At 67.7% G+C, this 20,931-nt stretch carries 18 protein-coding genes; 14 read left to right on the plus strand and 4 right to left on the minus strand.

Features of this window, described 5'->3' with window-relative positions; all coding sequences use genetic code 11:
• A complete protein-coding gene (locus KQ310_RS11745) occupies positions 1-1,851 on the plus strand; it encodes a glycosyltransferase family 39 protein (protein WP_259721931.1) in 1,851 nt (616 codons plus the stop codon).
• 50 nt (positions 1,852-1,901) lie between these two features.
• On the opposite strand, the gene KQ310_RS11750 is transcribed toward KQ310_RS11745, so the two are convergent.
• The 3 genes from KQ310_RS11750 to KQ310_RS11760 form a co-directional block, all read right to left on the minus strand.
• On the minus strand, positions 1,902-3,752 hold the full coding sequence (locus tag KQ310_RS11750; RefSeq protein ID WP_259721931.1) for a glycosyltransferase family 39 protein: 1,851 nt from the start codon (positions 3,750-3,752) through the stop codon (positions 1,902-1,904).
• Between the two features lie 110 nt (positions 3,753-3,862).
• Complete coding sequence (locus KQ310_RS11755; RefSeq protein ID WP_259721930.1) at positions 3,863-4,951, minus strand: glycosyltransferase; 1,089 nt, start codon at positions 4,949-4,951, stop codon at positions 3,863-3,865.
• Positions 4,951-5,883: a DMT family transporter gene (locus KQ310_RS11760; protein WP_399238229.1), complete on the minus strand. Its 933-nt coding sequence runs from the start codon at positions 5,881-5,883 to the stop codon at positions 4,951-4,953. Before KQ310_RS11760 ends, KQ310_RS11755 begins: the two co-directional genes overlap by 1 nt.
• Before the next feature lie 112 nt (positions 5,884-5,995).
• On the opposite strand from KQ310_RS11760, the gene sppA reads away from it, so the two are divergent.
• The 13 genes from sppA (at position 5,996) to KQ310_RS11825 (ending at position 19,245) form a co-directional block, all read left to right on the plus strand.
• Positions 5,996-6,808: a signal peptide peptidase SppA gene (sppA, locus tag KQ310_RS11765; RefSeq protein WP_259721928.1), complete on the plus strand. Its 813-nt coding sequence runs from the start codon at positions 5,996-5,998 to the stop codon at positions 6,806-6,808.
• Positions 6,805-7,188, plus strand: a complete 384-nt coding sequence (gene aroH / locus KQ310_RS11770) for a chorismate mutase (RefSeq protein ID WP_259721927.1) — start codon at positions 6,805-6,807, stop codon at positions 7,186-7,188. Before sppA ends, aroH begins: the two co-directional genes overlap by 4 nt.
• 107 nt (positions 7,189-7,295) lie before the next feature.
• Positions 7,296-8,009, plus strand: coding sequence for a DUF2808 domain-containing protein (locus tag KQ310_RS15885; RefSeq protein ID WP_311134733.1), 714 nt, complete (start codon positions 7,296-7,298; stop codon positions 8,007-8,009).
• Positions 8,010-8,084: 75 nt separating this feature from the next.
• On the plus strand, positions 8,085-8,222 hold the full coding sequence (rpmH, locus tag KQ310_RS11780) for a 50S ribosomal protein L34 (protein ID WP_006170261.1): 138 nt from the start codon (positions 8,085-8,087) through the stop codon (positions 8,220-8,222).
• Positions 8,223-8,256: 34 nt separating this feature from the next.
• Entirely contained in the window at positions 8,257-8,664 is a 408-nt protein-coding gene (gene rnpA / locus KQ310_RS11785; RefSeq protein ID WP_259721926.1) for a ribonuclease P protein component, read from the plus strand.
• A gap of 80 nt (positions 8,665-8,744) precedes the next feature.
• Positions 8,745-9,179, plus strand: coding sequence for a PH domain-containing protein (locus KQ310_RS11790; RefSeq protein ID WP_259721932.1), 435 nt, complete (start codon positions 8,745-8,747; stop codon positions 9,177-9,179).
• 80 nt (positions 9,180-9,259) lie between these two features.
• Entirely contained in the window at positions 9,260-10,402 is a 1,143-nt protein-coding gene (yidC, locus tag KQ310_RS11795; RefSeq protein WP_259721925.1) for a membrane protein insertase YidC, read from the plus strand.
• Between the two features lie 10 nt (positions 10,403-10,412).
• Positions 10,413-10,931, plus strand: coding sequence for a DUF177 domain-containing protein (locus KQ310_RS11800; protein WP_259721924.1), 519 nt, complete (start codon positions 10,413-10,415; stop codon positions 10,929-10,931).
• A gap of 50 nt (positions 10,932-10,981) precedes the next feature.
• The gene (locus KQ310_RS11805) at positions 10,982-12,466 is read left to right on the plus strand and encodes an AAA family ATPase (protein WP_259721923.1); all 1,485 of its coding nucleotides are present in this window, start codon (positions 10,982-10,984) and stop codon (positions 12,464-12,466) included.
• A gap of 134 nt (positions 12,467-12,600) precedes the next feature.
• Positions 12,601-12,780, plus strand: coding sequence for a hypothetical protein (locus tag KQ310_RS11810; RefSeq protein ID WP_259721922.1), 180 nt, complete (start codon positions 12,601-12,603; stop codon positions 12,778-12,780).
• 78 nt (positions 12,781-12,858) lie between these two features.
• Complete coding sequence (locus tag KQ310_RS11815; protein WP_259721921.1) at positions 12,859-13,698, plus strand: DUF692 domain-containing protein; 840 nt, start codon at positions 12,859-12,861, stop codon at positions 13,696-13,698.
• The gene (locus KQ310_RS11820; RefSeq protein ID WP_259721920.1) at positions 13,695-14,555 is read left to right on the plus strand and encodes a putative DNA-binding domain-containing protein; all 861 of its coding nucleotides are present in this window, start codon (positions 13,695-13,697) and stop codon (positions 14,553-14,555) included. The genes KQ310_RS11815 and KQ310_RS11820 overlap by 4 nt, the downstream gene beginning before the upstream one ends.
• Positions 14,556-14,709: 154 nt before the next feature.
• On the plus strand, positions 14,710-19,245 hold the full coding sequence (locus tag KQ310_RS11825) for a multicopper oxidase family protein (RefSeq protein ID WP_259721919.1): 4,536 nt from the start codon (positions 14,710-14,712) through the stop codon (positions 19,243-19,245).
• 13 nt (positions 19,246-19,258) lie between these two features.
• On the opposite strand, the gene KQ310_RS11830 is transcribed toward KQ310_RS11825, so the two are convergent.
• Positions 19,259-20,752 carry an inorganic phosphate transporter gene (locus KQ310_RS11830; protein WP_259721918.1) on the minus strand — a complete coding sequence of 498 codons (1,494 nt, stop codon included), beginning with the start codon at positions 20,750-20,752 and terminating at the stop codon, positions 19,259-19,261.
• Positions 20,753-20,931: the final 179 nt, after the last annotated feature.

Consider the following 20,931-nt stretch of genomic DNA (forward strand, 5'->3'; position numbering starts at 1 on the left):
ATGCCCCTGCAGCTCTGGCTGCCGCTGCTGGCCTGCGGCCTGGTGTTGTTCGTCTGGAGGCTGGGGAGCAGCGGGCTGGTCGATGAAACCCCGCCCCTGTTCGCCGCCTCAGCCCGGGCCATGGCTGAGACCGGCGATTGGTTGATCCCGCGGGTGAACGGGTTGCCCCGCTACGACAAGCCGCCCCTGGTGTACTGGCTGATGGGGCTGGGCTACCTGCTGCCGGGCCAGGGGCTGTGGAATCCGCTCGGCACCTGGGCGGCGCGATTGCCCTCGGCGCTCAGCAGCCTCGGCGTGATGTTTCTGTTGGCCGACACGCTCTGGCGCTGGCCGCAGTGCCCTTGGCCGTCCGGAGTCCACAAACCGGGGGACGCTGGCTCCACGGCCCAAGAGCCCCACCCCTCCGAGACCGCCGCCCTCACGGCGGCTCTGGCCTTCGCGCTCTCGCCAATGGTGCTGCTCTGGGGTCGCATCGCCGTGAGCGACGCCCTGCTCTGCGCTCTGCTGAGCGCCACCCTGCTGCTGAGCTGGCGCACCTACGTGGCACCCCGGGGCCCCTGGTGGCTTGCCTGGCTGATGCTCGGCCTGGCTGTGCTCAGCAAGGGCCCGGTGGCGGTGGTGCTGCTGGGTCTGACCCTGCTGGGTTTCGGCTGGCTGCAGGGCGATCTGGCCGGGCTGTGGCGGCGGCTGCGGCCTCTGCGGGGGCTGACCCTCACGGCTCTGGTGGCGTTGCCCTGGTACGGGGCCGCCTTGCTGGTGGAAGGCGAGCCGTTCTGGAACAGTTTTTTCGGCTACCACAACCTCCAGCGCTTCACCGTGGTGGTGAACAATCACCTGCAGCCCTGGTGGTTCTTCCTGCCGGTGCTGGTGGTGGCCAGCCTGCCGGTCACCCCGCTGCTGCTGCTCGGTCTGGTGCGGGGAGTTGGCCCCCTGCCCTGGAGACGCCGGGCCCAGCCCCTGCCGCCCGGGCAGTCCCTGACCCGCTTCGCCGCCTGCTGGTTGCTGGCGGTGCTGGTGTTCTTCACGGCGGCCGCCACCAAGTTGCCGAGTTACTGGCTGCCGGCCATCCCCGCCGCCGCCCTGCTGATCGCCCACGCGGCCCAGGCGGGCTGGCAGGGCCGGGCCCAGCGCCTGGCCTGGGCCGCCAGCCTCGGTCTGACGCTGCTCCTGGCAGGGGTGTTCCTGGCCGGACCGCTGTGGGTACCCGCGATCCACGATCCGGAACTGCCCACCCTGCCAGCCGAGATCCTGGCCAGCCACCGCCTGCTGATCGCCGCCGCCTGCTTCGCCCTGGCCGCCTCTCTGGCCTGGGTGCTGCGCCGCCGCCGGCCTCCCATGGCGCTGCTGGCCCTGCAACTGGCGATCCTGCCCTTCGTCCCCTTGGCGATCACGCCGCTGTGGGAGCTGGGCGACCGCCTGCGGGGGCAACCGGTCCGGCGCATGGCCGAGCTGGTGCGCGCCCTGCCGCAGCCATCCAATCAAGCCCTGCCCGAACCCCTGGCGATGGTGGGGATTCTCAAACCGTCGCTGCACTACTACGCCCGCCAGGTGGTGCTCTACGAGGGCCAGTCCCCGGCTGCGCTGCTCAATCTCACCGAGCGGTTGCGCCTCGAGCACCGCGCCGGCCAGAAGCCCTCCAGTCCGCAGCAGGCACCCACGGTGCTGGTGGTGATCGATCAGGGCACGGCGCGCTTGCCCCACTGGCAAGGGTTGGAACCGCAGGAGCTAGGCCGCGACGGGCTGTACCGGCTCTGGCGCCTGGAGCGGAGCCAGCTGCAGCGGCGCGCCGCTGAGCTGTATGCGGCGGGGGAGCGCCCCAACTGGCAGGAGCCTCGACCGGAGCGCTACTGACCGGGTCCAGAGGCGACCGCAGCGGCCGCTGCGGTCGCCTCTGGACCCGGTCAGTAGCGCTCCGGTCGAGGCTCCTGCCAGTTGGGGCGCTCCCCCGCCGCATACAGCTCAGCGGCGCGCCGCTGCAGCTGGCTCCGCTCCAGGCGCCAGAGCCGGTACAGCCCGTCGCGGCCTAGCTCCTGCGGTTCCAACCCTTGCCAGTGGGGCAAGCGCGCCGTGCCCTGATCGATCACCACCAGCACCGTGGGTGCCTGCTGCGGACTGGAGGGCTTCTGGCCGGCGCGGTGCTCGAGGCGCAACCGCTCGGTGAGATTGAGCAGCGCAGCCGGGGACTGGCCCTCGTAGAGCACCACCTGGCGGGCGTAGTAGTGCAGCGACGGTTTGAGAATCCCCACCATCGCCAGGGGTTCGGGCAGGGCTTGATTGGATGGCTGCGGCAGGGCGCGCACCAGCTCGGCCATGCGCCGGACCGGTTGCCCCCGCAGGCGGTCGCCCAGCTCCCACAGCGGCGTGATCGCCAAGGGGACGAAGGGCAGGATCGCCAGTTGCAGGGCCAGCAGCGCCATGGGAGGCCGGCGGCGGCGCAGCACCCAGGCCAGAGAGGCGGCCAGGGCGAAGCAGGCGGCGGCGATCAGCAGGCGGTGGCTGGCCAGGATCTCGGCTGGCAGGGTGGGCAGTTCCGGATCGTGGATCGCGGGTACCCACAGCGGTCCGGCCAGGAACACCCCTGCCAGGAGCAGCGTCAGACCGAGGCTGGCGGCCCAGGCCAGGCGCTGGGCCCGGCCCTGCCAGCCCGCCTGGGCCGCGTGGGCGATCAGCAGGGCGGCGGCGGGGATGGCCGGCAGCCAGTAACTCGGCAACTTGGTGGCGGCCGCCGTGAAGAACACCAGCACCGCCAGCAACCAGCAGGCGGCGAAGCGGGTCAGGGACTGCCCGGGCGGCAGGGGCTGGGCCCGGCGTCTCCAGGGCAGGGGGCCAACTCCCCGCACCAGACCGAGCAGCAGCAGCGGGGTGACCGGCAGGCTGGCCACCACCAGCACCGGCAGGAAGAACCACCAGGGCTGCAGGTGATTGTTCACCACCACGGTGAAGCGCTGGAGGTTGTGGTAGCCGAAAAAACTGTTCCAGAACGGCTCGCCTTCCACCAGCAAGGCGGCCCCGTACCAGGGCAACGCCACCAGAGCCGTGAGGGTCAGCCCCCGCAGAGGCCGCAGCCGCCGCCACAGCCCGGCCAGATCGCCCTGCAGCCAGCCGAAACCCAGCAGGGTCAGACCCAGCAGCACCACCGCCACCGGGCCCTTGCTGAGCACAGCCAGGCCGAGCATCAGCCAGGCAAGCCACCAGGGGCCCCGGGGTGCCACGTAGGTGCGCCAGCTCAGCAGCAGGGTGGCGCTCAGCAGAGCGCAGAGCAGGGCGTCGCTCACGGCGATGCGACCCCAGAGCAGCACCATTGGCGAGAGCGCGAAGGCCAGAGCCGCCGTGAGGGCGGCGGTCTCGGAGGGGTGGGGCTCTTGGGCCGTGGAGCCAGCGTCCCCCGGTTTGTGGACTCCGGACGGCCAAGGGCACTGCGGCCAGCGCCAGAGCGTGTCGGCCAACAGAAACATCACGCCGAGGCTGCTGAGCGCCGAGGGCAATCGCGCCGCCCAGGTGCCGAGCGGATTCCACAGCCCCTGGCCCGGCAGCAGGTAGCCCAGCCCCATCAGCCAGTACACCAGGGGCGGCTTGTCGTAGCGGGGCAACCCGTTCACCCGCGGGATCAACCAATCGCCGGTCTCAGCCATGGCCCGGGCTGAGGCGGCGAACAGGGGCGGGGTTTCATCGACCAGCCCGCTGCTCCCCAGCCTCCAGACGAACAACACCAGGCCGCAGGCCAGCAGCGGCAGCCAGAGCTGCAGGGGCATGCGCCGCGCAGGGATGGGTCGCGCTGCGATGGGCCGCGCTGAAAGCCGCTGCGCCGATGGATCCTCGCCGAAGCTGTCTGCCAAACGGGCCAGGGGCGGATCGGCCGAACCTAGGTCCCTTCGCAGGGGGGCTCGGCCAGCACGGCGTTAAGCCAGTCTTCGATCCGCTCCGCGAACGCCGAGCGTGAGCAGTGGCACTCCGCCCAGGCCCGTGGCTGGTGGCGGGGGATCTGCCAGGCCCGTTCCACCGCCGCCGCCAGCGCCTCGCGATCCTCTGGTGGCGCCAGGCAGCCATTCACCCCCTCCTGCACCAGTTCCCCGGGTCCGCCGCGGGCGTAGGTGGCCACTGGCACGCCGCAGGCCATCGCCTCCACCACCACGTTGCCGTAGGCCTCGTTCCACTTGGGTGTGTTGAGGAGTACGGCGCAGCGCCCCAGCTCCTGCTGCAGGCGCTCGGTGGGCAGGAACCCCCGCCACTCCAGTGTTCCTGTCGGAACGGAGGCCTCGACCCAGCGGGCATAGGCCTCGTCTTCGCGCACGCCCCAGATCCAAAGCGGGCGCTGCAGCCTTGCTGCCACGGCGGCCGCATCCTCCAGCCCCTTCTCCGGGGCGATCCGGCCGGCCCAGCCCAGCACCGCATCGGCGTTGGGCTGGAACTGATAGCGGTCCAGATCGAAGCCGTTGCCCACCAGCCGCGGCGCTCCGGCAAGGTCGAAATCCGACGCCTGGCTGGCGGTGTGAAAGGCCAGGTGCTGCGGATGGCTGCGGGCGATCTCGGCGATCACAGCGTCCATGGCCGTGCTCACGGAGCCCATGCTCACCAGGTGGGCCAGGGGGGTGCTGGTGTGGGGGGTCAGCCAGAGAGGAAGCCAGTCGTAGCCAAGGTTGATCAGCACATCGAAGCCGGCCTGCTCAGCCAGGGCCCGACGCCACAGGTGACCCAGCAGCGCCTCGGCGGGGATCTGCACGGCGGCCTCGCGGCCGCAGTGCTGCCAGCTGGGCTGGCTGACACCGCCTTCGCACCAGAGGCGAGCCGCGTCACAGCCGGCGGGCAGCTGCGATGGGGCGCCCGCCAGCACCGTGACGGCATGGCCGCGCTGCAGTAACCCCGCCACCAGGGAGGCGGCCGTGAGCTCCACGCCCCCGCCCAGCCCGCTCCCCAGCCAGCCCACCGGCGTGCTTACCACCAGCACCCGCATCAGCTCAGCTCCGAAGGGGCCGCCGTCACCGGTGCGGCAAGGGTGCCGTCCTGCCAGAGCACCTGGCGGCGATGGATCAGAACAACGGAGACCAGGGCCAGTGCCGTCCCGAGCCACTGCAGGGGCTGCAGCGATTCCTGAAGAAACAACACTCCGCAGAGCAGGGCGAACACCGGGGTCAGAAAGGTGAGTGCAGTGAAGCCGGTGAGATCGCCGCTGCTGGCGAACCAGAAAAACAATCCATAGGCCAGGGCACTGCCGAACAGGCTGGCGTAAGCCATCAGTCCCCACTGCACCGCGTCCCAGTCCGGGCCGCTGGCCGGATCGAGCAGCACGGCCACCAGCAGGGGCAGGCCCCCCAGCAGCATGTGCCAGCCCGTCACCGCCACCGGATCACTGCGGCGGGTGGCATAGCGGCAGAGCACCGTGCCCACCGCCATTGCCGCTGCGGCCCCCAGCATCCAGAGCTCCCCGTGGCTCCAGGGTCTCACTCCGAGGGCGGCTGGACCCTCCAGCCACCAGTGGCGCAGCACGGCCGCCGGCAGGCCGAGGCAGAGGATGCCCACCAGCCCAAGCAACAACCCCAACCAACCCACCGGATTGATCGCCTCGGCGAACAGCGCGCGGGCCAGCAACGCCACCAGCAAAGGCTGGGAATCAATCAGCACCGACCCCAGGCCGGCGCCCGTGCCCCCCAATCCCTGGGCCAGCAGCCCCTGAAACAGCGCACCATCCACCAGGGCAAACAACAGCAGCCAGGGGCGATCGACCGGATCGACCCGCAGGGAGCGGCCCAGGAGCTGGGCGGCAAGCAGCAGCACCAGCCCCGCCGGCAGCAGGCGCAGACAGGCCAGGGTGAGGGGGGAGGCGTCCTCCAGCAGGGGCTTCATTGCCGCCATGGCCGTGCCCCAGAGAGCGAACGGCAGCACCATCAGCACCCCACGCCATGGGGCCAAGCCGGGGCTGACAAGCGCGGAACCTGCGTTGGGCATCGGGCACGCCAGAGGTCTCCTTTTTAAGATCCCCGCACTACACACCGCTCAGATGGTCTGGCCCTGGCGCCGCAAAGCACGTCGCACCATGGCACGCATCGCCATCGAGGGGCCGATCGCTGGGGCCACCCGCCAGCGGGTCCTGAAGGCCCTGCGGCAAGTGGAGGAGCGCGAATGCCCGGCGCTGCTGCTCCGGATCGACAGCCCCGGTGGCACCGTGGGCGACAGCCAGGAGATCCATGCCGCGATCCGGCGCCTGCGCGACAAGGGATGCCGGGTGGTGGCCAGTTTCGGCAACATCTCCGCCTCGGGCGGGGTCTATGTGGGCGTCGCTGCCGAGTCGATCGTGGCCAACCCCGGCACGATCACCGGTTCGATCGGTGTGATCCTGCGAGGCAACAACCTCTCCCGCCTGCTGGAACGGATCGGGATCCAGTTCGAGACCGTCAAGAGCGGCCTGTACAAGGACATCCTCTCGCCGGATCGGGCCCTCACGGAGCCCGAACGCCAGCTGCTGCAGGAGTTGATCGACTCCAGCTACGGCCAGTTCGTGGCCGCCGTGGCTGAAGGGCGCGGCCTCAGCGAGGAGGTGGTGCGCAGCTTCGCCGACGGCCGGGTCTTCACCGGCGCCCAGGCCCTGGCCCTCGGGCTGGTGGATGCCCTGGGCGATGAAGAAGTGGCCCGGATCAAGGCCGCCGAGCTGGCGGATCTGGATCCGCAGAAGACCCGCCCGATCACCTTCGGCAAGCCGCCCAAGGGCCTGGCCAGCCTGATTCCGGGCCGGGCCCTGCTGCAGCGCCTCGGTGAGCTGGTGAGCCTCGAGCTGGCCTGGAGCGGCCAACCCCTGTGGCTGTATCGCCCATGACGGCAGCCGTGCAACTGCGGGCCCTGCGCGGCGCCACCACCGCCACCGCCAACAGCGCCGAGGCCATCGCTGCGGCCGTGATCGAGCTGATCGATGCCCTGGTGGAGCACAACCGCCTGGAGGGCTCCAACGTGCTCTCGATCACCTTCTCGGTGACATCCGACCTCGACGCCTGTTTCCCCGCCGCCTATGCCCGTCGGCGCCAGGGCTGGGAGCATGTGGCCCTGCTGGATTGCCAGCAGATGGCTGTGCGTGGCGATCTGCCGCTCTGCATCCGCCTGCTGGCCCACGCCTGGATGGATGCCTCTCTGGCACCGGTGCACCCCTACCTGCGCGAGGCGGTCCGGCTGCGACCCGACCGGGTGGTCGGGGCCGTGTGAGTTGCATTCGGTCACAGCTTCCACCTCCGTCGCCGACCACCGCAGTGGCCGCGCGCCGATCGGCTCTGCCGAGAATCAGACCATCTCACCCACACCCCACTCCCTCCATGTCTCGTCCTCGGAGCCTCCTGGCCCTGGCGGCTTCCGCCGGCCGCGCCCTCGATCGCTTGCCCTTGCGCCGCTCACGTCGCGGCGCCCTGCCTCTGCCCGCTCCCCTCACTGCCGCCGCTGCGGGCCGGTCGGTCCTGGGCAGATCTGTGTTGGCCGGCCTGGCGCTGGGAGGATTGGCCCTCGGGGGGGTGCTGAGCGCCGTTCTGGCCCCGCAGCTGCCGGCCCTGGCCCAGGGAACCCCGAGCCTGATGGAGTTCCGTTGGGAGAACAACCGCGATTACCGCAAGCTCTACTACTTCATCACCGACACCCATCGCCTCAAGCGCTCTGAGTACTACCTGCTGCTGCGGCCCAAGGACCGCAAGACAGCGATCCTGAAGCTGAGCATCTCAATTCCGGAGAGCTTCGACGTCAAGTTTGATCCCAAGCGCATCAAACTCTGCGAGATGAAGGAGGGCGGCATGCTCTCGCGCACCCGCTGCGAGAAGCAGATCCCTGCCACGATTGAGATCTCCGAGAACGGCAAAGCGATTGAGATCTTCCCGGACACCCCCGTTTCCGATCAGGGCACGATCGGGGTGTACATGAACATCTTCAATCCCTACAACATCGGCATGTATCAGTTCAACGCCCTTGCCCAGGCGCCTGGGGACGTGCCGATCTCGGGGTACCTCGGCAGCTGGCTGATCCAGATCGACCCCACCAACTGAGGCCAGGGGCAGGGGGCTCGAGGCCGTTTGATAAGTTGGCGGATCGACGTGATCCAGAGGAGCTGATCGGCTGCCATGACCAAGCGCACTCTCGAAGGCACCAGCCGTAAGCGCAAGCGGGTCTCCGGCTTCCGGGTGCGGATGCGCAGCCACACCGGCCGCCGTGTGATCCGCACCCGCCGCCGCCGCGGCCGCGCCCGTCTGGCGGTCTGATCCCGGCCCGCGCCGGCTGTTTCAACCCCCCCGGATGGCCCTGCCCTGCCAGCACCGCCTCAAAGGGCACCGCGCCTTCGATCTCCTGTACCAGAAGGGCCGCAAAATTCATGGCCCTTTTTTGTTGCTTCGCCTGATCGAAGCCAGGCCGGAGTTGCTGCCCCTTCCCCAGCGGCTCCAGCCCGCTTCTGCCTGGCGCTGCGGAATTGTGGTGAGCAGCAAGGTCAGCAAGCGGGCCGTGCGGCGCAATCGCATCCGGCGTCTGCTGCATGGCCAGCTGCTGAACGCCCTCGCAGCTGCCCCACCTGCAGTGGCATCCCCGGGGCTGCAGCGCAACCTCTGGCTGCTGCTCAGCGTCAAGCCGGGCAGCGCTGAGCGGCCGGGGGAGCTCCTGCTGGGAGAATGCCGTGAGCTGTTGCTGAAGGCAGGCCTCATCGCATGACGGCAGACGACAAGACCTCCGCCTCCCCGGCCTCCGCTCAAGCGGCCCCTGCACCAGCCGCTGCAGTGCCCAAGCCCGCCATGCCTGGTACGACGATCGAGGAATCCGTCTTTTATGAAGGCGGGCCCGCCCGGGGCGACCTGGTCGTGAATCTGCTGTTCGGCCTCACCCTGATCGGCCTACCGTTCGCCGTTGGAGCCGTTGTGCGCGCGCTGTGGCTGCGTTACCGCATCACCAGCCGCAGGATTTCCGTGACCGGAGGCTGGCTGGGCCGCGATCGCACCCAGGTGGTCTACAGCCAGATCCGCGAGGTGCGCAGCGTCGCCCGTGGCCTTGGCTTCTGGGGCGACATGGTGCTGGTGCTCACCGATGGCTCCAAGCTGGAAATGCGCTCGGTGCCCCGCTACCGCGAAGTGGAGGCGTACATCGAGGAGCGCCGCCAGGCCAAGGGCGGCGGCGGCAGGAAGCCGGCCACCAGCCAGGGCTTCGGCAGCGGTGATGCCCTGAGCGCCTAGTCACGGCCCACCCCGGCCATCTGGTCCAGCTTTCGGGCACACTGAGCCCTCTGTCCCGTCACCCCCGAGCCTCCCCCGCCGTGATCGGCTACATCTCCGACAACCTGCTCCTCCCGATCCTCGATTTCTTCTACGGATTGGTGCCGAGCTATGGCCTGGCCATCATTGCCCTCACGGTGGTCATCCGCCTGGCCCTCTTCCCCCTCAGTGCAGGCTCGATCCGCAATGCGCGGCGGATGCGCATCGCCCAGCCGGTGATGCAGAAGCGGCAGGCCGAGATCAAGAGCCGCCACGCCAGCAACCCCCAGAAGCAGCAGGAGGAGTTGGGCAAGCTCATGAAGGAGTTCGGCAGCCCCCTGGCGGGTTGTCTGCCCCTGCTGGTGCAGATGCCGATCCTGTTCGCCCTGTTCGCCACCCTGCGGGGCTCACCGTTTGCAGACGTTCCCTACACGATCAACCTCAAAGTTCTTCCGGCCGACCAGATCGCGGCGGTGGAGCCCAAGCCGTTCAACAGCGCCAGCCATTCGATCTTCGTCACAACCACCAGCCACGTGCCGGTGATCGCCAGCCTCGAGGGGGGCAATCGTCTGGGAGTGGGTGATGCCGCAACGGTGCAGCTCCACACCAAGACCGGCGAGAGCTTCGCCTCGGTGCTTTCGGGCGTTGAGAACGGTGAGGCCTTCTCCCCCAGCTGGAGCGTGACCAAGGGTGAGGGCGTGGTCCAGGTGGGTCCGGACGGCACCATCAAGGCCCTCAGCGAAGGCGATGCGGTGGTCGAGGCCAAGATTCCCGGCCTGGCTGCCCGCAGCGGTTTCCTGTTCATCAAGGCGCTCGGCCAGGTGGGCTTCTACACAGATGGCAGCGTCAACTGGGACATTGCCATCCTGGTGGGGGCCTTCGGTGCCTCCCTGTTCATCTCCCAGATTCTCTCGGGCATGGGGATGCCCCCCAACCCGCAGCAGGCCACGGCCAACAAGATCACGCCGGTGATGATCACGGCGATGTTCCTGTTCTTCCCGCTGCCGGCCGGGGTGCTGCTCTACATGGTGGTGGCGAACGTGTTCCAGGCCCTGCAGACCTACCTGCTCACCCGTGAGGCCCTGCCTGACAACCTGCAGGCAATCCTTGATCAGCAGATCAGCCAGCAGACCGTGACCGCCACGGCCACGGCCACGGCCGGAGCTGCTGGACGGCTTCCCTTCGAGCCGAAGGGCAAGAAGTGAGGCCAGGCTGATGCGAGCCGCTGACCAGCCCAGTTCCGGCGACCCGCTGCAGTCGGTACCGGTCGCCGAACTGAAGCTGCTGGATGCCGGCCGCAGCTGGCAGGTTGATCAACACATCGACGATCTGGAGAGCCTCACGCCCGTTCGCGGCGTCGTCTCGGCGGTCCATCGCGGCAACGTGCTGCAGGTTGACGGGGAGGTGCAGACGATCGTGACCCTCTGCTGCGACCGCTGCCTGCAGCACTACAACCATCCGCTGCAGGCATCCACCCAGGAATTGCTCTGGCTGGGCGACACCCTTCCCGAGGACAGCGAAGTGCTGGAGCTCGATCCCGACGATCTGGGGGAGCAGCTGGATCCTCGCGGCAGCTTTGATCCGCAGCGATGGGTCTTCGAGCAGTTGCACCTGCGTCTGCCCCTAGTCAATCACTGCGGCAGCGCCTGTCCGGGCCCCCCGCACTTGGGAGATGGTGATCGCGCCGTTGATCCCCGTTGGGCTGCCCTGCAGGGGATTCAGCCTCCTGACTGAGGAGAGGCCCTCACACCCTTCTGCCCGGATCCGACACCATCTCCGGCCCCATGCCCCCCACTCTGGTCGACCAGCTGGATCTGCTGATCCGGGCCCGTACGCCCATCCTCTGGATCCGCAGCCTCGAAGAGGAGCGGGTCGTGGCCCTGCTGGGACAGGTGGCCGATCTCCTGGGCGGGCGCACCCTGCTGGAGTGGGATTTCATCGGTGGCCTCAGCGGGGCCCCCAACCGCCTCGGTGAAGCGGCACGCAATCCGATGGCGGCCCTGGATGCTTTCACCGGCCTTGGACCGGACCAGGGGGCCATCCTGTTGCTCAAGGACTTTCACCGCTACGCCGAGGACGCGGGCATCTGCCGGCGGCTGCGCAACCTGGACAGCCAGCTGCGCCAGGTGCCCCAGACCCTGGTGATCAGCGCCCCGGACTGGACCTTGCCACGGGAGTTGGAGGACAGCATCACGGTGCTGGATCTGCCCCTGCCCGATGCCGCCGAGATCTCGCGATTGCTGGGTTCGATCGCCCGAGCCAGCGGCGCGCCGCTGGCTTCTGAGGTGCTCGAGCAACTCACCGCCGCCTGCCATGGCCTCAGCGAACAGCGGGTACGGCAGCTGGCTGCCCGTGCCCTGGCCCGCCGCGGCCAGCTCGGCCTCGACGACCTGAACGAGGTGCTCGAGGAGAAGCGGCAGGCGATCGCCCGCAGCGCCCTGCTGGAGTACTGCCCCACCGAGGCCACCCCGGCCGATATTGGTGGACTGGATGCCCTCAAACGCTGGCTGGAACAACGCCACAGCGCCTTCAGCGAGGAGGCGCAGCGCTATGGGCTGCCCCTGCCGCGGGGGGTGCTGCTGGTGGGTCCGCAGGGCACGGGCAAATCCCTCACCGCCAAGGCGATCGCCCACGGCTGGAGCATGCCGCTGCTGCGCCTCGATGTCGGCCGGCTGTTCGCCGGGCTGGTGGGTGCCAGCGAGGCCCGCACCCGCGACATGATTCAGTGGGCCGAGGCGATGGCCCCCTGCGTGCTCTGGATCGATGAGATCGACAAGGGCTTCGGCGGCGATGGCCGCAGCGACGGCGGCACCAGCCAGCGGGTTCTGGCCAGCCTGCTCACCTGGATGGCCGAAAAGACCAGTGCGGTGTTCGTGGTGGCCACCGCCAACGCGGTGGAACGGCTGCCAGGTGAACTGTTGCGCAAGGGACGCTTCGATGAGATCTTCCTGCTGGATCTGCCCAGCCGCAGTGAACGGAAGGCGATCCTCGATCTGCAGCTGCGCCGGCGGCGGCCGGATCACACCATTGCCATGGAGGTGGTGGTGGATCGCACGGCTGGATTTTCCGGTGCCGAGCTCGAGCAGACGGTGATCGAGGCGATGCATCTGGCCTTCGGCGAACAACGGGATTTCGGCGAATCAGACCTGATCGCCGCCGCCTCGCAGGTGGTGCCGCTGTCACGAACCGCCCGGGAGCAACTGGAGCAGCTGAAGCAATGGGCCAGTGCAGGGCGAGCCAGGCCTGCCTCTCTGGGCGCAGAGGCTTGAAGCCCCTTCGCAACAAAACCGCAACAGGAATGATTGCGGGGGGTAACGAACCCCGACGCCGGGTAACAAGCGGGGGCTGGAGCCGGAGTTGCCCGGGTTGGGGCCCCTACGGTCTGCCCAACCACAGGTTTGCCGTGATTCCCAGCCCTACCCCCCGCTCCCGCAGCGAAGTCGTCACTCAGCTCGCCGTGGCCTGCCTCGGCGCCGGTGTGGTGACCAGCGTGGCGGTGGCCCAGGGCCAGAATCCGCTGACCGCCCTCGGCATCACCCTCTTCTCGGCCGTGGCCGCCGTGATGTTGGGCCAGGTGCTCTGACCCGACGAGCAACAGCCCCAGGCCCACCTTGCGGTGCGAGGGAGAGGACTCTAGGGTCGTTGCAGTGGTCCTGATGCCTTGCTCCCGCCCCGGTCAGCCGGTCTGAACCTCTGCCACGAGAACGCTTACGAGCTCGCTGAGCAGCTGCCGCAACTCGACTTCCTGCAGATCCACCCGGAACATCTGCTCGGCGAACCCGGTGGCGTCTACCGCCAGCAGCTCGACGCCCTGAGAGCCCACTATCCGGTGACCCTGCATGGCTTCGGCCTCTCGCTCGGGTCCGTCGCCCCTCTGCAGAGCCGCTATCTCCAGGTGGTGCGCGATCTGCTGCGGGAGCATCCGGAGGCCTTCTTCTCCGACCATGTGTCGTGGAGTTCGCTCTCGCACCATCACTTCCATGACCTGCTGCCGCTGATCTACTCGCAAGAGAGCCTCGATCACCTGTGCGACAGGATCGATCAGGTGCAGGAAGCGATTGATCAGCCCCTGCACATCGAAAATATCAGCAGCTACATGCGCTTTGAAGCTTCCACGATGGAGGAGCCGGAGTTCATCAATGCAGCCGCAGCCAGAACGGGTGCCTTCATCCTGTTGGATCTGAACAATCTCTGGGCCAATGCGATGAACTTCGCCGAGGATCCCACCACGGTCCTGCGGAGCTATTCCCCTGATCGGGTTGGCTCCTACCACCTGGCTGGCTGCAGCTCCGAAGCTCACCCCCACGGCACCGTCTACATCGACTATCACCGCGAAGCCGTGCACCCCGAAGTCTGGCAGCTGTATGACGTGGCCCTGGAGCTGATCGGTCCCCACCCCACCTTGCTGGAGTGGGAAAACGACGTTCCACCCCTGGCGCGCACCCTGGAGGAAGTGGAGCTGGTGCGCCAGAGACTGCACACCTGCCAGTCCGTGCGATGACATCCAGACAACTGCTGCACTTGCAGCAACAATTCCTGCGCAGCCTCCACAGCCAGCCCACCCCGTGGCTGCTGGAGCAGGTGCGGCCGGCTGCGGGCTTCGGGGGTGATGCCAGGGAGGTGATCGAGCTCTACCTCAAGCGGGCCATGGCCCGCACCGTGGATCCGCTCCATGGCATCTTCGGAGGTTGCCGCTGGCTGCTGGGGGCCGACGGACTCGACCAATTGCTGGAGCGCTTCTATGCGTTCAGCCCCGGGGAACCGATCAATGCCCAGCAGTTGGCCTATGAATGTATCGGCTTCCTTTCCTCATTGCCGGAGGGGGAACTTGAGGGCCTGCTGCAGCGAACCGCGGGACAGGGCATGGAGGCTCGGCAGGCGGTCCTGGAGGTGGCGATGCTCGATTGGCGCCTCTCCTGGGCTTCATTGGCCCCGCCCCGCGATGGCCCCGGCGTGGAGGGCCTGCGGCGACAGTTCCGGGAACGCAACCATCGCTGGGGGCGGCCGCGGCTGCAGCGGGGCGCCCGTCTGGCCCTCACCGGCTACGCCCTGGCGGAGTTGTGGCTGGCGATCGCTGCCGATGCTCCCCTGGAGTGCCTGCCGGTGCGGACCGATGGACCGGGCTGGTATCTGATTCAGATCGGCAGGGGCGGCGTACCCGAGGTGCTTGGCCTCCCCGCTGCGGAGGCCCGTTTGCTCAGCGGCTGCAACGGCACCAACACGGTCGCGGCGCTCTGCCACCAGGAGAGCTTCTTCGGCGAGAGCCTCGAGGCCGTGGAGACACGGCTGCTCGCCTGGGTGGAAGCGGAGGTGGTGGTGGAGCTGCAGACCGAGATCGGCGGCGGGGTGCGCTGCTGATCCAGGTGGGACCCAAGGGGTGAACGCGCTGTCAGAGAGCGCGCATGCATGGGAACAGATCACAGGGCGTTGCAGGCCTCGATCGTGCCCCTGACAGGACCAAAGCTGCTCCTTAGCGTTCAAGCCATCCCCCCCATCCGGCCCGAAAGGCACCATGGCGAGTTCCTCATTTCATTACGTCGTCGGCGGTCTGTATCCGCTGCTTCCGGATGGATCGCCCAACCTGATCACCGCCGATAATCTCGTCTTCGACCCCAGCACCGGGGTCGTGAATCAGCTGGCTGGCGGGCCGGCCCGGGGCCGGCTGAACACCTCCCTGGCGGTCACCACCGATCCGATCACGGTGCCGGGGGTGAGTCGCTTCATCCTGCAGTTCTATCTGCCGCAGCTGTTCGCCACCCAGCCCGAGCAGGCGGCCTCGATCTTCAATCAATATCGCAACAGCGTTCTTAAGAGCTGGACCGGCCAGCCGCGCAACCAGTCGATGACGGGTCTGCTGCTGCTCGGCTACAAGGGGCCGGGAGCGGAGAATGCCAATACGAATGATGCCTTCTGGAACTCGCCCGGTTCCACGGACGATGCCGTGTTTGCGGCGGTCAGTGATCGTGCCAACTACGATCCCGAATCCCTGTGGAAAAACTATGGCGGCAGTGAGCAGATTCTCTCAACATTTGATCAAGCTACCCTGCTGCAGAATCTCGCCGCATTGAATGATCCAGAGGCCGTTCCATCACCCGACCTCTGGTATCCCAGTTTTCTTTACACCTACCAGCGCCTGGCAGCCGATGGCACCGGCCTGGGAAGCAGCTATCCAGGTCCGGTGTTGATGGTGCAGCCCAACTCGGATCTGCGGCTGAATTTCAGCAACCAGATCGCGGTTCCCGGCCTGAGCGAGGAGCAAAACCAGCAGGCCACCCTGGTGGAGAACAGCACCTACGGCCTCTCCAGCAGCTCCGGGCTCGGCGGCACCAGCTCGATCAACTATCACCTGCACGGTTCCCACACCACGCCCGCCGGCTTCGGCGACAACGTGATTGCCCGCTACACCACGGGCCAGAGCTGGACGACGGAGATTGACTTGCCCGACGATCATGGCCAGGGCAGCTATTGGTATCACCCCCACTACCACCCCTCCGTGAACCAGCAGGTGTACGGGGGACTCTCGGGATTCCTGCAGCTCGGTGATCCGCTCAGCAAAGTGCCCGCCTTCTCGGAGGTGCCCCGCAACCTGGCGGTGATCAAGAATCTCGACCTCGCCGTGGATCCCTCCAGCGGCACCCTGCAACTGGCGGGCTTCGATGGCGGCTTCGGCCCCTCGAGTCCGTTGAACCGTCTGACGATGGCGACGGTGAACGGGGAATTCCAGCCCAATCGCGATGCCGGAGCCGGCGGCTGGCAAGCGTTCAGCTTCAGCAATCAATCCAACGCCGACTTCTACAACATCTCTTTCCTGCACACGCCCCCCGGCGGCGATGCCCAGCTGGGAGAGGCCCTGCCGCTCTTCCTCTACGGCGAGGATGGCCACCAGTACCCCCAGATCCGCGAGGCGGTGGGGGCCCTGGGGGCCACGGGCCAGGGGGATGCCACCCAGTACCTCCAGCAGAGCAATCTGCTCTCCCTGCCCCCGGGCAAACGGCTGGATGTGCTGGTGTATCTGCCCCAAGGCCGCACCGAGATCGCCTCCACCGACACCTTCCGCCAGACGGACGCGGCCGGAGGCGAAGCCGTCTTTGAGGTGGGTGGCCTGATCAGCTATCCCTCGCTGACCTCCTCGAACACGGGGCTGGATCTGCCCACCGCCGCCGCCGGCCCCCTGGCCGTGCTCACGGTGAATCCTCCGGTGGCGGAGCTGTCGCTTGCGCAGCAGCAGCAGCAGATCGCCGCCGCCAACGCCGGCATCGCGGTGCAGGAGATCACGCCCGACAGCCGCCAGGCGGACTACAACCCGAACGCGGTGCCGTCGATCAATCTCTATGCCACCGATCAAGACGGCCAGCCCCTGTGGGAACCGGTGCGGCAGCGGATGTTCAGTTTTTCCGTGGGCACCCTGGTGGGTCCGCCGGAGGAATACGACGCCGCCACCCAACAGCAGCTGGCGGCCTACACGGCCGCCACGGGAGAGGTGTACCAGAGCTACGAAGGGCTGCCGATTGGTTCAGCGGGGGTGGAGAACTGGCTGGGCTACGAGTTCCCCTTGCTGATCAATGATCATGTATTTCCGAACGGCAATCTTACGATTGCACAGCTGGGAACGATCGAGGAATGGACCCTGCGCAACTGGAGTGTCTTTGCGCCTGAATCGTACGTTGGCCACCCCTTCCATATCCACATCAACGACTATCAGGTTCTCGACAGCGACACCGAACTGAGCGACAAGCGCAACCTCGAGGATGTGACCTCGCTCAACACCACGGGCTTCCGCTATTTCGACACCGACACCGGCAAGATCGTGGAGTCAGCGCCCTACAAGGGCCAGTTCCATTCCATTCCCCAGGCCTTGGACCCCAACCAGGTGGGAAACCTGGCCACCTTCGGCGCCAACGACGAGACGGTGCGGATGCTGTTCCAGGATTACCTGGGCACCTATGTCTTCCACTGCCACATCCTTCCCCACGAAGACGCCGGCATGATGCAGGCGGTGATGGTGGTGGAGAACACCGATTCCAGCTGGCTGCTGCCCGCCGAGGGGCTGGCGGATCGCACCCTGCCGAGTTCGGGTGGCAAGGAGCAGGTTCTCACCATCCACCAGGCCCAGGGCTACCGGCCCTTCGAACTCAAGCTCCAGACCGGCGCCGATGTCACCCTGCAGCGGGGCCAGGCCGGCGATGTGTCCAACGACTTCATCCAGGATGTGGTGCTGGCCTCCGAGGGCGACGGCCGGGTGCGGATCGTGGACGGCCGGCGGCTGCTGGAACGCAACCGCACCAAGGTGCTCTCCACCCTGAAGCCCTACGCCACGGATCTGGCCCCCTGGGCCTACGCAGAGGATTTCAGCGGAAACGGGCAGCGGGATCTGGTTACCGGTGGCTTCACTACTGCCACCGAGAAAGGGGTGGTGTCACTCCATGATTTCCGCATCAAGGCCTGGGCCAGCGGCAACGGCGGCCGCGACTGGAGCGAGGAATTCGGCTTCGATCCCTGGGATTTCCTCAGCCACCACGACGAAGCCATGGATCCCGGCGGCGCCGCCATGGCTGCAGGCATGGCCGGCGGCATGGACGCAGGCATGGAGGAAGCGCTGCACGATCATGCCTCCGCCCTTGAGCCCCTCGCGGATCTCAGCGACGAGCAGGTGGGCTTCGTGGTGGGCGATTTCAACCTCGACAACTTCAACGATTTCGCGATCGCCTATGCCATCCCCGAGGGAATCCGGGTGTCGCTGCTCGATGGCGCCGCCTTCACGCTCCTCTATCAGACCGGACAGCTCGAGGGCGGCTATCTGCCGAACGAGAATCTGCTGGCCGATGCGGTGATCCACGATGCCTCCCTGAAGGATCTGCGCTCGCTCAACCTCACCTCCGGCTTCAACAGCTTCGGCCAGTCGGCGCTGGAGAACCTGCTGATCACCACCGATTCGGCCCGGGGCCGCCAGCAGCTCACCCTGCAGCTGCATGCCGGCCATTTCATCGCCACCTCCGAACCCAGCACATCTGATGGCCATGTCCATGGCGGCGGCCAGAGCGGCGCCTACGACGACCGGGTGACCAACCTCTCGGGCGACCTGCTGCCGCTGCACCTGGTGGGCCTCGACCGCCTGCCCGAAACCGTGGACGCCTCCACGCCGATCCTGAGCTCCGCCCTTGGCAACGGCGGCCTGCTGCTCGATGACCGGCTGCTGGTGGCCCAGGGCAATGGCGCCAACGGCATTGACAGCGATTCGCGCAAACTGCTCGGCACCAGTCAGCAGCTGGTGGTGGACCTTGAGGGACTGGAGGTGGTGAACGAGGGCGACCTCAGTGGCGTGCTGCTGAGCGAACCCACCGGCTCCCAGGCGCGAGAGGAGAAGGATCCGATCACCGGCCAGGCGGGCGGCGGTCCGGGTTTCGATCCCGGGGTGCTGAAGGGGACCTACGGCCTGGAGCAGACGCAGGAACGCAACAACCTGGCCAACCTGGTGGCCCTCACCTACGGCGGCTCCCTGCCCCTGCCGGGCACCACGGCGCAACTGGCGGCCCAGCTGGCTCAGGGTGCCAATCCGCGAGGACTGGTGCAGGGCTTCCTCGCCGATCCCCTCACCGGCGCCCAGACCACCGCCCACTACGGCGGCAGCTTCGAGAGTCTCAGCACCGAACAGATCACCAGCATCACCATCCGCACCCTCTACGGCCGCGAGGCACGGGAGGGCGAGCAACGCGTCTGGCGGGAGGCGGTGGCGGCGGGCCTGTCCCCGGCGTTGCTGCCGCTGGCGATTCTGCGCAGCACCGGCGGCGACGACCGCTACCGGGTGGCCCTGATCTCCAACGCCGCCCAGTGGAACGTGCTGCAGTGGGGGTCCAACGCCAACGTGCTGGGGGCCTTCGGCCAGGGATTCCAACCCAGCCTGGATCGGTTCGCTGAGCTCAACCAGCTGGCGACGGCCACGCCCTCCCTCACCGGCTGGAAGGAAAGCCAGGATCTGTTCCGCAGCTTCCAGGAGCAGTCGATCGCGGTGCTTGGGGGGACGCCGGTGTCGGATTCAGGCTTCTTCTGAACTCCAGCAGCACTCAGGGCGTGGGGGCTGACGGCTCCGGCAGCCGGAACACCCGCTCCAGGTAGGCGATCTGCGCCTTGCGGAGGGCGGAATTCTCGCCCCCTGCTGCCCATGCGGGACTCTCCCGGGCCAGGGCTTCCTCGAACTGCCAGGCGTGTCGGAAGCGGCGCCCTTCCAGACGCCGGATCGCCTCCAGTTGCGCAGTGCTGAGGCGCTGGCGGTCCAGCCGGCGGATCTGCTGCTCCTCCAGGCTGAGCGGCAGGATCTCGGCAGCCTGGAGCACGGCAGCAGAGTCGGTCGGATCCAGCCGACTCTGCTGCCGCAACTGCCGGCGAAATGCCACCGCCGAGGTCACCGGCAGAGACTGGGGCCGCAGGGCAGCCACCGGCACTCCCTGGGCGGCAAGGTGCTCGAGCACCGGCGGGCTGAGCTGGTACGCCACTGGTCGGAACACCTGCTGGTTGAACACGTTCTGCACCACAAACAGCAGCAGGAAACCGATCAGGGCGGCACTCAGCGGCGTGGTGACCCAGCCGGAGGCGATCCGCGCCAACACCCCCCAGCGGATCTGGCGCACCCCACGCCCGCCCTGCAGCAGGCCGAGGCCGATCACGGCACCCACCACGGCCTGGGAGCTGGAGACCGGGATCAGTGGAATCGGCGGCAGGCCCCAGTGCACCAGGGACTGGGAGAGGACGGTGGAGGAGAACAGGAACAGCACCAGGGAGTTGGCCAGCACCACCACCAGGGCCCCTAGGGGGGAGAGGGTCATGAGGCTGCCGCCCACGGTGAGCATCACCTTGCGGGAATAGGTGTACACACCCACCGCAATCGCACATCCGCCCAGCAGAAACAACTGCTGCACGCTGCTGACAACCATGCCGCCCGGAAGCACTACAGCGTGGAAGGGGGAGGAATCGGTGAACACCCCCATGACATTGCCGATGTTGTTGGCACCCAGGCTGTAGGAACCGAAGATGCCAGCGATGATCAAGCCCGTGCGCAGGTTGGCGTCGAGACGCAGCAGGTGGGGCCGGCGCCAGCGGATCAAGGCGACGGCGCCCATCTGGAGGAGCGCCGCGAACAACCCCGCCAGTACCGGACAGAACACCCAGGTGGCCACGATCCGCGCCAGCTGGGCCAGATCGGTGATTGAGCCGCTGAACCAGTTCCAGCCGACGATTGCCCCCACCACCGCCTGCGTGCTGGACACCGGCAGACCCAGCCGGGTCATCCAGAATACCGTGATCGCCGCCGCCAGGGCGGTGGTGAAGCCTCCGGCCAGGGCATTGACCTCGCCCAGCTGCCCCAGGCCGTCGGTGGCACCGGTGCCGGCAGTGATGGCACCAACCACCACGAAGAGGCTGCAGAGGAAGGCGGCCGTGGAAAAGCGCACCATGCGGCTGGCCACCGCTGATCCGAAGACGTTGGAGGCATCGTTGGCACCCAGGGACCAGCCGAGGAACAGGCCGCTGGAGAGGAAGACCAGGCTGGAAATCGGATCCATGGCGCGCAGATGACGAGGCTCAGGCAGCCGGAATTCCCCTAAGAGTTTGCTGAAAAACCCCGCCACCTCTGCGAAAATGGGGCAACTGCCGCAGGTTTGATGCGAGGTCAGCAGGAGCGCAGCGGCTCCTTGTTCTCCTACGTCTCGATCGAGGAGCGGATCCCGGCCAGCCATCCGCT

It is taken from the genome of Synechococcus sp. CS-1328, from assembly GCF_025128095.1.
Lineage (GTDB): Bacteria > Cyanobacteriota > Cyanobacteriia > PCC-6307 > Cyanobiaceae > CBW1002.

Excerpts from the sequence above, each read along its gene's own strand:
- KQ310_RS11805 (WP_259721923.1), top strand. The coding sequence starts at position 10,982 with ATGCCCCCCACTCTGGTCGACCAGCTGGATCTGCTGATCCGGGCCCGT.
- rpmH (WP_006170261.1), top strand. The coding sequence starts at position 8,085 with ATGACCAAGCGCACTCTCGAAGGCACCAGCCGTAAGCGCAAGCGGGTC.
- rnpA (WP_259721926.1), top strand. The coding sequence starts at position 8,257 with ATGGCCCTGCCCTGCCAGCACCGCCTCAAAGGGCACCGCGCCTTCGAT.
- KQ310_RS11820 (WP_259721920.1), top strand. The coding sequence starts at position 13,695 with ATGACATCCAGACAACTGCTGCACTTGCAGCAACAATTCCTGCGCAGC.
- aroH (WP_259721927.1), top strand. The coding sequence starts at position 6,805 with ATGACGGCAGCCGTGCAACTGCGGGCCCTGCGCGGCGCCACCACCGCC.
- KQ310_RS11745 (WP_259721931.1), top strand. The coding sequence starts at position 1 with ATGCCCCTGCAGCTCTGGCTGCCGCTGCTGGCCTGCGGCCTGGTGTTG.
- KQ310_RS11755 (WP_259721930.1), bottom strand. The coding sequence starts at position 4,951 with ATGCGGGTGCTGGTGGTAAGCACGCCGGTGGGCTGGCTGGGGAGCGGG.
- KQ310_RS11825 (WP_259721919.1), top strand. The coding sequence starts at position 14,710 with ATGGCGAGTTCCTCATTTCATTACGTCGTCGGCGGTCTGTATCCGCTG.
- KQ310_RS11760 (WP_399238229.1), bottom strand. The coding sequence starts at position 5,883 with ATGGTGCTGCCGTTCGCTCTCTGGGGCACGGCCATGGCGGCAATGAAG.
- KQ310_RS11790 (WP_259721932.1), top strand. The coding sequence starts at position 8,745 with ATGCCTGGTACGACGATCGAGGAATCCGTCTTTTATGAAGGCGGGCCC.
- KQ310_RS11800 (WP_259721924.1), top strand. The coding sequence starts at position 10,413 with ATGCGAGCCGCTGACCAGCCCAGTTCCGGCGACCCGCTGCAGTCGGTA.
- KQ310_RS11750 (WP_259721931.1), bottom strand. The coding sequence starts at position 3,752 with ATGCCCCTGCAGCTCTGGCTGCCGCTGCTGGCCTGCGGCCTGGTGTTG.
- KQ310_RS15885 (WP_311134733.1), top strand. The coding sequence starts at position 7,296 with ATGTCTCGTCCTCGGAGCCTCCTGGCCCTGGCGGCTTCCGCCGGCCGC.
- KQ310_RS11830 (WP_259721918.1), bottom strand. The coding sequence starts at position 20,752 with ATGGATCCGATTTCCAGCCTGGTCTTCCTCTCCAGCGGCCTGTTCCTC.
- sppA (WP_259721928.1), top strand. The coding sequence starts at position 5,996 with ATGGTCTGGCCCTGGCGCCGCAAAGCACGTCGCACCATGGCACGCATC.